Annotated in this window: 14 protein-coding genes; 12 read left to right on the forward strand and 2 right to left on the reverse strand. The window is 69.1% G+C overall.

Features of this window, described 5'->3' with window-relative positions; translation table 11 throughout:
* Window positions 1-30 precede the first annotated feature (30 nt).
* The 4 genes from QHF89_RS03950 to QHF89_RS03965 are packed head-to-tail and all read left to right on the forward strand — an operon-like array spanning window position 31 to window position 3,661.
* The gene (locus QHF89_RS03950; RefSeq protein ID WP_136965992.1) at window positions 31-996 is read left to right on the forward strand and encodes a polysaccharide lyase; all 966 of its coding nucleotides are present in this window, start codon (window positions 31-33) and stop codon (window positions 994-996) included.
* A gap of 34 nt (window positions 997-1,030) precedes the next feature.
* Window positions 1,031-1,708: a DUF969 domain-containing protein gene (locus tag QHF89_RS03955; RefSeq protein ID WP_136965991.1), complete on the forward strand. Its 678-nt coding sequence runs from the start codon at window positions 1,031-1,033 to the stop codon at window positions 1,706-1,708.
* Entirely contained in the window at window positions 1,705-2,655 is a 951-nt protein-coding gene (locus tag QHF89_RS03960) for a DUF979 domain-containing protein (protein ID WP_136965990.1), read from the forward strand. Before QHF89_RS03955 ends, QHF89_RS03960 begins: the two co-directional genes overlap by 4 nt.
* Window positions 2,633-3,661 (forward strand): DUF2891 domain-containing protein, encoded by a 1,029-nt coding sequence (locus tag QHF89_RS03965; protein WP_136965989.1) that lies wholly within the window; start codon window positions 2,633-2,635, stop codon window positions 3,659-3,661. Before QHF89_RS03960 ends, QHF89_RS03965 begins: the two co-directional genes overlap by 23 nt.
* Window positions 3,662-3,665: 4 nt before the next feature.
* Here QHF89_RS03965 and QHF89_RS03970 read toward each other — a convergent pair whose 3' ends face one another.
* Window positions 3,666-4,619 (reverse strand): LysR family transcriptional regulator, encoded by a 954-nt coding sequence (locus QHF89_RS03970; RefSeq protein ID WP_136965988.1) that lies wholly within the window; start codon window positions 4,617-4,619, stop codon window positions 3,666-3,668.
* Between the two features lie 77 nt (window positions 4,620-4,696).
* On the opposite strand from QHF89_RS03970, the gene QHF89_RS03975 reads away from it, so the two are divergent.
* The 8 genes from QHF89_RS03975 (at window position 4,697) to QHF89_RS04010 (ending at window position 13,077) form a co-directional block, all read left to right on the forward strand.
* Window positions 4,697-5,125 carry a DoxX family protein gene (locus QHF89_RS03975; RefSeq protein WP_136965987.1) on the forward strand — a complete coding sequence of 143 codons (429 nt, stop codon included), beginning with the start codon at window positions 4,697-4,699 and terminating at the stop codon, window positions 5,123-5,125.
* 38 nt (window positions 5,126-5,163) lie between these two features.
* Window positions 5,164-5,748, forward strand: coding sequence for a malonic semialdehyde reductase (locus QHF89_RS03980; RefSeq protein WP_136965986.1), 585 nt, complete (start codon window positions 5,164-5,166; stop codon window positions 5,746-5,748).
* A 53-nt stretch (window positions 5,749-5,801) separates the two neighbouring features.
* A complete protein-coding gene (locus QHF89_RS03985) occupies window positions 5,802-6,938 on the forward strand; it encodes a CapA family protein (protein ID WP_136965985.1) in 1,137 nt (378 codons plus the stop codon).
* A gap of 73 nt (window positions 6,939-7,011) precedes the next feature.
* A complete protein-coding gene (locus QHF89_RS03990; RefSeq protein ID WP_136965984.1) occupies window positions 7,012-8,238 on the forward strand; it encodes a hypothetical protein in 1,227 nt (408 codons plus the stop codon).
* Between the two features lie 107 nt (window positions 8,239-8,345).
* On the forward strand, window positions 8,346-10,100 hold the full coding sequence (locus QHF89_RS03995) for a hypothetical protein (RefSeq protein ID WP_136965983.1): 1,755 nt from the start codon (window positions 8,346-8,348) through the stop codon (window positions 10,098-10,100).
* Window positions 10,101-10,158: 58 nt separating this feature from the next.
* The gene (locus QHF89_RS04000) at window positions 10,159-10,881 is read left to right on the forward strand and encodes a hypothetical protein (protein ID WP_136965982.1); all 723 of its coding nucleotides are present in this window, start codon (window positions 10,159-10,161) and stop codon (window positions 10,879-10,881) included.
* An 83-nt stretch (window positions 10,882-10,964) separates the two neighbouring features.
* Window positions 10,965-11,675, forward strand: a complete 711-nt coding sequence (locus QHF89_RS04005; protein ID WP_136965981.1) for a hypothetical protein — start codon at window positions 10,965-10,967, stop codon at window positions 11,673-11,675.
* Window positions 11,676-12,123: 448 nt separating this feature from the next.
* Window positions 12,124-13,077 carry a helix-turn-helix transcriptional regulator gene (locus QHF89_RS04010; protein ID WP_136965980.1) on the forward strand — a complete coding sequence of 318 codons (954 nt, stop codon included), beginning with the start codon at window positions 12,124-12,126 and terminating at the stop codon, window positions 13,075-13,077.
* Here the strand turns inward: QHF89_RS04010 and QHF89_RS04015 are convergent.
* Window positions 12,998-14,086 (reverse strand): SMP-30/gluconolactonase/LRE family protein, encoded by a 1,089-nt coding sequence (locus tag QHF89_RS04015; RefSeq protein WP_136965979.1) that lies wholly within the window; start codon window positions 14,084-14,086, stop codon window positions 12,998-13,000. The genes QHF89_RS04010 and QHF89_RS04015 overlap by 80 nt on opposite strands.
* Between the last annotated feature and the right edge of the window lie 59 nt (window positions 14,087-14,145).

Here is a 14,145-nt window from a genome sequence, read left to right on the forward strand (position 1 = left end):
AGGCCAACCGAATTTCATTCCCATCCTGCCATGGCTCCCTGGATCTCCGCCGGCGCTCTCTTTCTCGTCGGGGCGTTGATGTTCGCGTGCACGGAAAAGGGTCCCTTCTCAGCCACGGGCGGCACCGGTGGCGCGGGCGGCGCGGGCGGGACCGCGGGCGCTGGGGGAACCGCAGGTGCCGGGGGAATGGGTGGGGGCGGGGGAGCCGCAGGCGCCGGGGGAGCGGCGGGTGCAGGCGGAGCGAGCCCGGGGGACGTGCTCGTGCATGCAGATTTCCAGCAGCGCGAGCCGGGGGTGTACAGCGAGGACATGGTGGCGGGTGATTTCGTCGGGGCGCCGAGCTGGAACAATGGGCTCGACGAGGGGCGCGCGAGCATCGTCGACGAGGCAGGGAATCGATTCCTGCGGGTCACGTATCCGGCGGGCGAAGTGGGCCCGGCTGAGGGCGGCGTGCAGTTCAAGGTGCCGCTCGGGCAGACGTACCAGGAGCTTTTTCTCTCCTATCGGGTGCGGTTCGGCGCCGGATTCGCCTTCGTGAAGGGCGGCAAGCTCCCCGGGCTCGTCGGTGGTTCGGCCCCCACGGGCTGCGTCGAGGACACGACCGGCTTCTCGGCGCGGATGATGTGGCGCACCGGGGGCGCGGCGGTCCAGTACATGTATTTCCCCGAGAAGCTCAATGACTGCGGCGACGATTACGACTACATGTCCGGCGGGAGCGTGGTCTCTTTCGAGCCCGGGACCTGGCACACGGTGGAGCACCGGCTGGTGATGAACACGCCCGGCGAGCACGACGGTGTCCTCGAGGCCTGGTTCGACAAGCAACCCGTCCTCGGCGAGCAGGCCTTCCTCTTCCGGCTCGCGGGCGCCACGTACGGCATCGACGCGCTGTACTTCTCGACCTTCTTCGGCGGCAGCGACGCTAGCTGGGCGCCGCCGTCCGCGCAGACCGTCGATTACGACGATTTCATCTTCTCCACGGGCCCCATCACGCACTGAGGGCCCTGGATTCGCCGGCCGAACGGGAGGGCACGTGCTGTCGCTGATAGGGATCGCCGTGGTGGTCTTGGGCTTCATGGCCCGCCTCAACCCGCTGCTCGTGGTGACGGCGGCCGCCCTCGTCACCGGGCTGGCCGGCGGCATGGGGCCCGTCGAGGTCGTGGCGACCTTTGGCAAAGCCTTCAAAGAAAACCGATATGTGAGCGTGGTATGGGTCGTGCTCCCCGTGATCGGGCTGCTCGAACGGGCCGGATTGCAAGAGCGGGCCAAGACCCTGATCGGCGCCATCCACGCGGCCACCACCGGCCGGTTGCTCCTGCTTTATTTCGTGTTTCGCCAGATCACCGCGGCGCTGGGCCTGACCTCGCTCGGCGGCCACGCGCAGATGGTGCGCCCGTTGATCGCCCCCATGGCCGAGGCGGCGGCCGAGAGCCACCACGGGCCGCTCCCCGAGGAGGTCCGCCAGACCGTACGGGCCCACGCCGCCGCGGCCGATAACATCGCGCTGTTCTTCGGCGAGGACATCTTCATCGCGATCGCCTCGATCCTCCTGATCAAAGGCTTCCTCGCGCAAAACGGGATCCTCGTCGAACCGCTCCAGCTCTCCGTATGGGCCATTCCCACGGCGATCTGCGCCTTGTTGATCCATGGCACGCAGATGATGCTCTTCGACCGACATCTGGCCCGCAGGATCGCCGAGGGCCGCCGATGATTGGGCTCGAAGTCCTCTACGTCGTCGCCGGCGTCTTCTTCGTCGGGATCGCGGTGCTGAGCGCGCGCGACAAAACGAATCCGAAGCGCTGGACGAACACCACCTTCTGGGGGCTTTTTGCCGTGAGCTTCCTCTTCGGCTCGCACCTGCCGGACGTCGTCAACGGCCTCGTCGTCCTCGCCATGGTGCTCACGGCGGGCGTCTTTGGCCTCGGCCGCGGCACTCCGGCCACGACCGGGCCCGAGGAGCGCCGCGCGAGCGCGGCCCGGCTGGGCAACAGGCTGTTTTTGCCGGCGCTCGCGATTCCCCTCACGGCCCTCGCCGGTACGTTCCTCTTCAAGCGACCGGCGCTCGCCGGGCTCGTTGATCCCAAGCAGGCGACCCTCGTCTCGCTGATCCTGGGCGTCTTCGTCGCGCTGGCCATGGCCATGCCGATGCTCGGGGCGCGGCCGAGCGTCCCGATGCAGGAGGGACGCCGATTGCTCGACACCGTCGGCTGGGCCGCCATTCTGCCGCAAATGCTCGCCGCCCTGGGCGCGGTCTTCGCGGCCGCCGGGGTCGGGACCGCCATCGGAAAGCTCGCATCGGCCTGGTTGCCTGCTGGCAGTGAATTCGCCGCCGTGGCGGCGTATACGTTCGGCATGGCGATCTTCACCATGATCATGGGGAATGCCTTCGCCGCCTTTCCGGTGATGACCGCGGGCATCGGCTTGCCGCTCATCGTTCAGCGCTTCGGCGGCAATCCCGCGATCATGGGCGCCGTGGGCATGCTCTCGGGGTTCTGCGGGACCTTGATGACTCCCATGGCCGCGAATTTCAACATCGTGCCCGCGGCTCTGCTGGAGCTGTCCGACCGACACAAGGTCATCAAGGCGCAGCTCCCCACGGCCCTCCTCCTCCTCCTCGCCAACACGGTCCTGATGTATGTCCTCGTCTTCCGCTCCTGAGCTCACCCCGGAGCTGGCCGCGAAATTCGCGCGGCTCGCCCTGGGCCACGTCACCCGGCCCTATCCGTACAAGCTCGACCATGTGATGGCCGGCGACGAGGAGGTCCTGCCGCCGCGGGTCTTGCATCCCATCTTCCACGGCAGCTTCGACTGGCATTCCTGCGTCCACGGCTACTGGCTGCTCGCCCGCCTCGCGCGGCGATTCCCGGACATGGCCGCGGCGGCCGAGATTCGTGCCCTCTTCGATCGCATGCTGACGCCGGAGAAGGTCGCGGGAGAGCTCGCTTATCTCGCCCGCCCGCAGAGCGCTGGCTTCGAGCGACCTTATGGCTGGGCGTGGATGTTGATGCTGGGCGCGGAGCTCGAACACCACGAGGGCACCCCCCATCGTGACGCCCTCCGCCCGCTGGCGCGCGCCTTTGCCGAGCGGTTCAAGGCTTTCCTGCCGAAGGCCACCTATCCGATCCGTACCGGCACGCATTCCAACACCGCATTCGCCCTGGCGCTCGCCTCCGTGTATGCCGAGGCCGTGAACGACCACGCATTGGCCCGGCGGATCGAGGCCACCGCCCGGGGATGGTACCTCGCCGACGCCGGCGCCCCGGCCTGGGAGCCGAGCGGCGACGATTTCCTTTCCCCCACGCTCGTCGAAGCCGAATGCCTGCGCCGCCTGCTCCCCGCGCCCGAGTTTCGGCTGTGGTTCGCGCGGTTCCTGCCCCGCGTGGCCGACCGAATGCCGGAGAGCCTCTTCACGCCGGCCCTCGTGAGCGACCGCAGCGACGGCAAAATCGCGCATCTCGACGGCCTCAACCTCAGCCGGGCCTGGTGCTTCCGCTCGATCGCGGGCGCCCTCGCGGCGGACGACCCGGCCCGCGCCGTCGTGTTGTCGGCGGCCGACGAGCACCTCGCCGCGGGGCTCGCCCACGTGGCCGGCGATTACATGGGCGAGCATTGGCTGGCCACCTTCGCCCTGCTGGCGCTCGAAGCAGGTGCCGCGCCGCTGTAGCCTTTCACGCTGTCGCGCGATCGCCTCGCTTTTTCGCTGCCCGCTTCGGCTTCGGCGCGTCCGCGCGCACGACGAGCTCCGGCGCCCACGCCACCACTGCGTCGATGAAGGCCCGCACCTGCGGCGGCAGGAACTCCCGCTCCGGGTACACCACCGCGATGTGCGACTCCGCCTGAATCGCGCCCGGGAGCACGTGCACGAGGGCGCCGCTTTCGAGGTGTGGTTGCACCAAGATCTGCGGCAAGAGCGCGATCCCGAGGCCTTCGAGCGCGGCGTCGCAGAGCAAATGGATGTCGTTCGCGAAGAGCGTGCCCTCGACCTGGAACTTGCCGCCCGAGAAGGGCCATTGCGTTTGCGGCAGCTCCCCGCGGACGAAGCCCATGAGGCAGCGGTGGTGGCGGAGGTCGCGGCGCGTGCGTGGCGTGCCGTGGGCCTCGAGGTAGGCGGGCGAGGCGACGGCGAGGACGGGGTCGCGCGCCAGCGTCCGGGCGACGAGCCCGGGCTCGAGGTCGGTGCTGGCGCGGATTGCGACGTCGTAGCCGCCGCGCTGGAGGTCGACGTGCTGGGTCGTGCTGTGGATGTGGAGGCGGACCTCGGGGTAGCGCCGCGCGAAATCGCAGATCATCGTGCTGAAGGAGGTCCCGTTCATCGGCGGCACCGAGACGCGCAGCTCGCCGCGGATGGCGTCGTCGGTCTTGCGCACGCACGCCTCGGCGTGGTGGACGGCGTCGAGCACGATACGCGCGTGGCGGTGGAGCGCTTCGCCCGCGTCGGTGAGGGTGAGGCTGCGCGTGGTGCGGCGGAGCAGGCGCACCCCGAGCCGCTCCTCCAGCCGCGCGAGGCGGCGGCTGATGGTGGCGCGGGGGACGCCGAGCTCGACGGCGGCGCGGGAGAGCGATCGGGCCTCCACGGTCTTCGCGAAGGCGAGCAGCTCGGAGGTCTCGAGGGGGTCGTCCATCTGGATCAAATCCTGTCAGGTGCTTCCAATTGTTGATGCATTGTTACAGGCGCGCGCAAGCCTGACAATGCCCCTTCATGAACGACAAGGCACGAACGATCGCCTACTGGGTCGCCACGGGTCTCCTCGGCTTCGCGTTCGCCGCGGGCGGCCTCGGGGATCTCTCCCGCTCCCCCCAGGTCATGGAAGGCATGACGCACCTCGGCTACCCGCCCTATTTCGCCACCATCCTCGGTGCGTGGAAGGTGCTCGGCGCCGTCGCCCTGCTCGTCCCGCGGTTCCCTCGCCTCAAGGAGTGGGCGTACGCCGGCATCATCTTCGATCTCACCGGCGCCGCCGCCTCCCACGCCGCCAGCGGTGACCCGGCCGGCAAGGTGATCACGCCGCTCGTCCTCGTCGCCATCGCCGCCGCCTCGTGGGCGCTTCGCCCTGCGAGCCGCAAGCTTCCGAGCGAACCGAAGCGCGAGACCGAGGCCCGCATCGCCAAACCCGCGCTCGCGACCTGAAAGAACGTAGCCCTCCACCTCCCACCCCACGAGCCGTCATGAACGACCCTCTCCTCCAGCAAATCTTCGTCGAAGCCCGCACCCACAACGGCTGGTTGTCCGAGCCTGTCGACGACGCGACCCTGCACAACCTCTACGAGGCCCTGCGCCTCGGACCGACCGCGGCCAACAGCGTGCCGGCGCGCATCGTCTTCGTGAAGAGCCCCGAGGCGAAGGAGCGCCTGCGCCCCTGCCTCGCGCCGCTCAACGTCGACAAGACCATGAGCGCGCCCGCCACCGCGATCATCGCCTACGACACGCGCTTTCACGAGAAGATGCCGAAGCTCTTCCCGGCGCGCCCCACGATGGGCGAGGCCCTCGCCGCGATGCCGCCGGAGCAACGCGACTTCTTCTTGCTGCAAAATGCCTCGCTCCAGGCCGGTTATCTGATCCTGGCGGCCCGCGCGCTCGGGCTCGACTGCGGGCCGATGGCCGGCTTCGACCGCGAGAAAATCGACGCCACGTTTTTCGCCGACCTGCCGTGGAAATCCATCCTCCTCGTCAACCTCGGCCATGGCGACCCGACGAAGCTCTACCCGCGGAACCCCCGCCTCGATTTCGACGAGGCCTGCCGCATCGAATAGCCGGGGCCGGCGCCCGCGTTGACGAACGTCCGCGGGCCGTCGAAGACCATCGGGTGCAGCCGGCAAAGGCCACGGGCGAGTTCCTCGAACTGTTTCTGTGCGGCGACGTCATGACCGGGCGAGGCATCGATCAGGCGCTGCCGCACCCGAGCGAGCCGACCCTGTACGAGCCGTACATCCGGGACGCCAGGGACTACGTCACGATGGCGGAGGACACGAACGGCCCGATCCAGCGGCCGTTTGGATACGCGTACATCTGGGGAGACGCCCTTGCCGCGCTCGAACGAGCGGCCCCCGCGGCGCGGATCATCAACCTGGAGACCAGCGTCACGCGCAGCGACGCGTATTGGCCGGACAAGGGCATCAACTACCGGATGCACCCGGACAACACCCCTTGCCTCCTGGCCGCGGGCATCGACGTCTGCGTCCTCGCGAACAACCACGTGCTCGATTACAGCACCTCGGGGCTCATCGAAACCCTGACGACGCTGAAGCAGGCGGGGCTGAAGATCGCCGGCGCGGGCGAAACCCTGGCCGAGGCGCGCGCGCCCGCGGTCCTCCCGCTCCCCGGAGGCGGCAGGCTCCTCGTGTTCGCCTTCGGGACGGCGTCGAGCGGCATTCCTGCGAGCTGGGCCGCGAGCGACGATTCTCCCGGCGTCGAGCGGCTCACGGATCTGTCGGACACGACCGCGCTCCAGATCCAGGCGAGGGTCCGTTGTGTCAAACGGCCCGGGGACGTCGTCATTGCCTCCATCCATTGGGGGAGCAACTGGGGGTACGAGGTCCCGGAGGAGCATGTCCGCTTCGCGCATTCGCTCCTCGAGGGAGGCGTCGATCTCGTCCACGGGCACTCCTCCCACCACCCGCGGCCCATCGAGGTCTACAAGAACAAACTCATCCTGTATGGCTGCGGTGATCTCCTCAACGACTACGAGGGAATCACGGGCCACGCGTCCTTCCGGGGGGATCTGGCCCTGATGTACTTTCCCGTCGTGGACCCGTCCACGGGCGAGCTCGCGTGCCTCCGTATGACGCCGATGCAGATTCGCCGCTTCCGGCTCGGCCGGGCCCGCCGGAGCGACGCCGTGTGGCTGGGGGAGACCCTCCATCGAATCGGCCGGGGCTTCGGCGTGCAGGTGGACCTCGACGAGGGCGGAGACCTCGTCCTCCGTGGATTTAATCGGCTTTAAGGTGCGCGGCCGACGCCGCGCGGCCACCCTCGTCGTGCCTGCTCGATCGGGGCGGGCGAACGGAGGAGGCATCATGTTCCAGATCGTGAGCGCCCGCAGGCGCGCAATCGCGGCAGGCGCGATCTTGTCCGCGCTCGCGGCGTGCGGGAGCGAGGTCGACATCGAGGCGACGGGCGCGGGGGGCGGGGGCAGCGCGTCCAGCGCAGACACGAGCGTCTCGTCGTCGTCCACCGGTGGCAGCGGCGGCAGCGGCGGCCTCCCCGCGCCCACGTGCGCGCCGGGCGAGGCCGCGATGGTCGCGGCCGCCGGATGGCAGAGCGGCAAGGTCATCGTCCATCACGAGGGCAAGTGGATCACGCCCTCCTATCCGATGCAGGGCGCGGATCGGATGACGACGTACGTGGATGTTTATGGTCATCTCGGCGTGTACTGGATCGAGACGAGCACGGACTCCGCGCTGAGCCATTTCATGGTGACCGGCGATGGCACGAAATTCGACCTCTACGATGTCCAGGGCTGGTTCCCGCTGGTGCCGAGCCCGGTCGTCACCGTGGGCGTCTCCCTGCTCCTGGGCAATGCCGGCGAAGGATCCTCCCTCGCCCATTTCGATCCGGACGCGTACGACTGGTATCCCTATCCCAAGCTTTCGCCGTTCGAACTGACCTCGGCTGTCCGGACGTACACGGAGGGCAGCGTCCTCGGCGTGGGCCTCGGCACCCTGAACGAGCTCTGCGACGCGCAGGTCTTCTGGTCGGACGGAGGAGGCTGGACGGAGCCGCATTGCCGCGACGACGTGAAGGTCTTCCTGGGCAACGAGATCCCCGTCGCGCCTCCGCAGGCCGTCGTGCTCCCGAATGACGACGTGGTCGTCGTGTATCACGAAACCTACGCGACGATCGCGGCGACGTGGCTCCACGACGGCGTCTGGTCGCCCCCGGAGAGCATCAAGCTGGAGATCCAGAGCCTCGAGCCTGCGATCACCGCGACCCCCGCGGGGGACGTGATCGTGGCCCTTCCCTCGACATCGGGCGCGCTCTCCGCGCTGCGCTACGTGCCCGGCGTGGGCTGGGGTGCGCTTGTCACGATCGACAAGGCGGCCAGCTCCACGTTATCGATCGGCGCAGCTCCTGGCATCTGCGGCGACGACGCGCTCATCGCCTACGCCGGTGATGGGATCGACCCCGAGATTCGTGTCGCCCGTATCCGCGGCGAAACGGCCGAGGTGACCACTGTCGGTTCGTTCACGGAGGAAGTCCCGAGGCAGATCAGCATTACGACGCGGCCGAGCGCCTCGCCCTGAATCCGCTCCAGCCTGTCCGGGACGCGGGGCGCGCGCTCCCCATTGACGCCGCCGAGGAGGTCGCGTACGTGCGGCGTCGTAGCTCTCCGAGCGAGGATCGCGCGCCCATGTCCCTTCGAGACCGGTTTTTCTCTCCGTCGGACGTCGTGGCGGACCTTCAATGGGTCCAGAAGAACCTCCTCGACCCCGCGGCGCCCGACGACATTCGCTCGTTTGGACGTGTCACCAGCGGCGACCTCCTGCGGCGCTGGTCGAACTCGAGGCGCCGGCCGGTCCGCGATGGCATCTTTTGCCAGTGCATCTTCGGGCCCGTGAGCCTGTTCCGCTGCGCGTGTGGCGCGTTGTCCGGGGAAGAACACGCGCGCGAAACCTGTGAGCGCTGCGGCGTCCTCTGCTCCACGCCCGCGCTGCGCGAGCGCCGTTACGGCCACGTGCAGGTCGTGGGCGTCCTGCACCCCGCGCTCGCGCCCCTCGTGGCCGACGTGCTGCGTTTGTCGGCCGATCAGGTTCGAGCGATCGCGCGCTGCGAAGCGTGGCTCGACGGCGACACCGTTCGCCCGGCCGACGAGATGGATACCCACGAGAATCACGGCGCGACGGGCCTCTCCGCGCTCTCGGCGGCGCTGGTACGCGCCGGGGCCGATCCGGCGCTCGTGGCCGTCTTGATCACGCGCGCCGTCCCGCTGCCGCCGCCGGGGCAACGTCCTTTTTACGCCGATCTCGGTCCGGCCATGGTCGACCCGTGGATCGGCCCGCTCAACGAGGCCTGGCTTGCATTCGTGCTCGCGGCGCAGAGCCAGCTCCACCTCGTCGAGCTTGCGCCGCCGCCGGTGATCCTGATGTCCCGGCAGCGCGTGGTGCAGGACCTCTTCGAGACCGTCGTGCACGCGACCGTGTCCCCGCCCGCGGCGATACGCCCGTGGCCCGAGCCGAAGCCCATTTCATCGCCCGTGCGCCTCGTGGGCATGCCAGGCCGTTTGCCGGAGGACGTCGGGACCGACGTCAGGGGCCTCTTCTTCGTCGACGACGTGCGGCTCTTCGTGCAGCGTCCTCACGGATCGTGGCTCGTCACCACCGGCGGCGACGTGCTCGCGCACGTGCCCACGTGCGGCCGTCTTGCCACGAGCGTGCATGGCGCGCGCTTGCGCATGGCGGCGTGGATGCGAGACGCGTGGGATTGGTTCGACAAAGACGAATACTGGGACGCGGTCTCGGGCCGCGCGAGCGTGGCCGTGCTCGACCTCGATACGAACGCGTACCTCGACACCTATCCCGCGGACATGCCGCTGCGTTTGCTCGAGCATGACCAGCCGGAGGACCTCGTGGTCGGCAGCATCGCCGGCGACGCGTCGAACGGCAGCGACGACGGCGCGTCCCCGGCGACGCGCGCCCGGCCCGCGCCCCTTCGCTGGGGCGGTGATCGGCCCGCGGTCTTGGCCAGCACGCGCGACGGCCGCTTTGCCTGGGTCGGCGAGCAGGAGAGCACGGCCGTCCTCGACCTCGACACGGGAATCCCGCAGCTCGACCCCGTGATGCCATCCGAAATCTCCGCGGAGGACCCCGCGGTGTGCATCTCCTCGGAGGCCCCGTTTGATGAAGCCTATGCCGGCGAGATGGCAACGGCGATGGGGTTGACCCCGCAGAATCGATTCCGGATCCTCCACGGCACCGGCGTGGTCAGCGACGGCGAAAAGCTCTTGTTCCGGATCGACGCGCGGATCCTCGCGGCCGCGTTCAGCCCTGCCGCCGACCGAATCGCGATCGCCACGGACGAAGAGATCGTCCTCATTTCCGTCAGCGACGCGCCTGCCGTCCTCGGCCGATTCGCCGCGCCCGACGCGCAGCCTCCGTCGCTGGCGTGACGTGCGCCGAGCATAGAGCACAGATCCTTTGCGCACCGTGCGCGTCTCATCGAGCCCCATGCGTCCTGCCCTGCTCCTCCTCCTCGCCCTCGCGCCCGGGTGCACCCGCCCTCTCGACGAGCCCGTCACCCCGGCGACCGAAAGCAAAGAAGCACAACCCCCTGCGGCTCCGGCGAGCGCCTCCACGACGACCGAACTCGATCCGCGGTTCGTCCCGCTCCTCGCTGCCGCGTTCCGCGACTACAAGGCCTGGGGGCGTATCGACGACGAGCTGCGCTGGGCGCCCTGGCTCTGCCGCATGCCCCAGCCGGGCCGTACGCGCATGAGCGCCGCGGAGGACGGCGGCCACGCGCGCAAGCTTTATTCGGTGTTTGCCAAGGACCAGCATCCCTACCCGATCATCCATACCGCCGCGCCCGTGCCCCAGCCGGTGGGGCAGATCGTCGTCAAGGAGAGTTATCTCCCCGAGCTCATGGACAAGCCGATTCCTCAGGGCGAGCTCGCCGCCCTCCAGGAAATGCCCGCCACGGCCGACCATTTCAATCCGTATGTACGGGTCGGCGATCGGGTCTACCGCGCCTCGCGCCTCGCCGGGGCGTATGTCGTGCTCAAGGTCGCGCCCGAAACGCCGGGCACGGACGCGGGGTGGGTCTATGGAACGGTCACGCCCGAGGGGGAAGTGACGTCCGCAGGGCGCGTCGCGTCGTGCATGGGCTGCCACGTGAGCGCGCGTCATGAGCGAGTGTTCGGCCTGGCCCCCTCGCAAAACGGCGACAATTGAACATCCACTGAAACCGCCACTTCCAGGCGCAATGCCGCTCCTTCATGCTTGACAGGGGATGGCACCCGGCATAGCCGGTCTTCATGAAATACGGGCTCCTGGTCGTGACGAACGTGCTGGTTCTGTTCGGGACCGGTTGTCTCGGGGCGCTCGCGGGCGGCGGCGGCCGCTCCCCGGATCCGGATTTGGCGAATGCCCGGCTCGCCGAGTTCGACGCGGCCCTCGGCGTCAGCGCGCCTTTGGACCTCGCGACCGAGGCCGACGTGAAGGCGCGGGCCGCTGCGCGGGAGAAACTCTGGGCCTGCGGCGGCGACGTCGCGCCGGACGATACGTTCTCGAAGCACTCCTGGAAGACCTTCGCTCGCGATTATCCCGAGGCGAAGCTCACCACCTCGAAAGGCGAGTTGACGGCCGCCGCGATGCGGGCGCAGTGCGAGAAGGCGTTCACGGAATTCGAATCGGCGTCCGTCACCGCGTGTGGCATTCGACAGGTATGGGTCGAGAGCATGGCTACGCCGGGGGGCTGGACCGATCCGAAGATTTCGCCGCCCAAGAAGCGCGGGTGGCATTTCACGCCGTGCGGCGAGGCGCCTGCCGCGGCCAAGGGCCCCAAGGAAGTCGAAGCGGTTCGCCCGCAGATCATGAGCGCTTGCGGCGAAGGCACCAGCGCTCTCCTCATGCCCTCGCAGTGGGGCACGTCCTCCGAGGCGAACAAACGCGTCGTGGTGGTGGAGTGTCGACGCGACCGGGGTGCATTCAGCGACTGGCGTGGCGGCGATCCGTCGCTGAAGTAGCCGAGCGCGGGGACGATCACCCGGTGAGCAAGGCCCGTCCCCGCCTTCCTCGTGGACCGAGGGTGTCGCCTCGCGTCGACCCCTGCCGGTCGTCGTCGACCGAGGGGGTATCCTCGCGTCGACCCCCGCCGGTCATCGTCGACCGAGGGGGGTATCCTCGCGTCGACCCCCACCGGTCATCGTCGACCGAGGGGGTATCCTCGCGTCGACCCCCCGCCGGTTATCATCTACCGAGGGGGTATCCTCGCGTCGACCCCCGCCGGTCATCGTCGACCGAAGGGGATAGCCTCGCGTCGACCCCCGCCGGTCATCGTCTCCCGAGGGAGTCGACGCGAGGCGACCCCCTCGGTCATCGTTGTCGGCGTGGGGAGGACGATGGGGGGGCCGCGTGTCCAGCCTCGGCTCGTCCTTCTGTGCATCGAGGAACGATGCTACGATTGCATCGAGAATGGGAACACCGGCGCCGAGCTTTCACGCGTGCGAATTTCAGACGCCCACGACCGGCGCCTCCGTGCAGCTCTTTCGCTCGAACGCGCGATCGTTCGCGGCCGAGGGGGCCGAGAGCGCGAAGATCCTGGTGGGGGTGCTGCGCCGTGGCATGGTCCGCACCGAGGCGGCCGGCGGGCTCCTGGTCAGCGACGCGCGCGAAGCGCCTTGCGTGTGGATCATGCCGGCGCATACGACGTATGCCGTCACCGCCATCCCCGGCCACGCGCCCGAGAACCTCGGCGCCTCGATGGATGCTCGTATGTTCTCCCATTACCTCGAAGAGGCCGCGGGCGCCCGCCTCTCCTTGCCCGAGACGCCGCTCGTGCTCGCGGATCCCGTCGCCGCGCTCGGGTTGCAGGCGTTTCACCAGAGCCTCTGGTCCGGGGCGGGATCCCTCGAATGGGAGAGCTGGCTCGTGACGAGCCTCCGGCGTCTGTTCGGCGGCGCGGCCGAGGGAAAGGGTCCGCTCTCCGAGCCGCGCGGCGTCGCGCTCGCCCGCGAGTACCTGCACGCCCACTCCGGCGAACAGATCCCCCTCGACAAGCTCGCCGCGGTCGCGGGCCTCAGCAAATACCACCTCGTCCGCGCGTTTCGCGCGGCGGTGGGAATGCCGCCGCACGCCTACCAGCTCCGGCTGCGCCTCACCCGTTCGCTTTTTTTGCTGCGGCAGGGGCAGTCGCCCTCCGCGATCGCCTACGCGCTCGGCTTTGCGGATCAGAGCCATTACACCCGCGCGTTCCGGGCCGAGTTCGGCACGACGCCGGGCGCGTGGCTCCGGGACCTCGCCCCGGCACGCGCCCGCGCGCGCCTCGACGCCGCGCCCGATCCCGCGCCTACGGGAGCACGAGCTTGGCGAGCGACGGCTTGGCCTTCGACGGATCCGAGGCCAGCGCCGCGAACGCCGCATTCGTGATGTAGAGGGTCTTGTCGTCGAGGACGAGCGAGGCCGGCGATTGCAGCGGCTCGCCGCTCGCGATGCTCTTCACCGACTTGTCCATGCCGATGCGGAGGATCGTCTCTTTGTAATTGATCGCCACGATCAGGTCGCCCGAGCTCGGGTCCACCGCGATCCCGTCCGCGCCCGAGAGCGTGGCGCAATCCGTGGCCAGGAAGACCTCGGGTTTCCCCGCGCTGCCATCCGCGTTCACGGGGATCTTCACGATCGAGGCGCGATCGGTGTTCGTCGCATAATACGCGTCCCCGGCGCGCACGAAGCCATTGATGCCGAGGTGGAAGTTCGTCTGCACGCCGCAGATCGCCGGGTCGGGCGTGAGCAACATGTCCTCGACCCACTTCGAGACCATGCCGCCGTCCTTCGACACCTTGAAGATGGCGCCGGACATCGAGTCGCTGACGAAGAGGTCGCCGGCCGCGTCGAAGCGCAGGTCGTTGTTGAAGATCATGGCCGGATCCGAGGCGAAGAGCGTCGCGTCGCCGCCCGCGGGCGCGACGCGGTAAATGCCCGTCTGCGGCCCGCCCGCCGCGGTGATGTTGAGCGCGCCGTAGACCGCGCCGTCCGGGCCGAGGGTCAGGCCGACCAGCGCGCCGCCGTTTTGCGGGAAGGCGGGCATGGCGCCGAAAGGTGTAATCGCGCCCGTCGCGAGGTCGACCTTCAGGATCTGCCCGGTGAGCACCGCGCCGACGTACGCGACGCCGTCCTTGATGTCGAGCCCCTCGACGTATTCGCCTTTCATGGGATCGAACGCGGCGACCACCTCGGGGGCGCTGCTGCTCCCGCCGCCCCCGCCGTCGCCGCCTGTACCGCCATTGCCGCCATTGCCGCCGGCGCCGCCGTTCCCGCCGGAGCCCGACGAAGTGCTTTGGGTCGAGGCGGGCGCGGGATCATCGCTGCATCCGGCGACGAGCGCCGAGGTGGAGACCAGAAACGAGACGATCGCAATCGAGAGGGAACGGCTGTGCATGGTCGTAAGCTCCTCGTGGGCGCGGCGGAGAGGTGCGCGCCGACGAGGGCAAGATGCAT

The sequence above is a fragment of the Polyangium sorediatum genome, assembly GCF_029946465.1.
GTDB lineage: Bacteria > Myxococcota_A > Polyangia > Polyangiales > Polyangiaceae > Polyangium > Polyangium fumosum.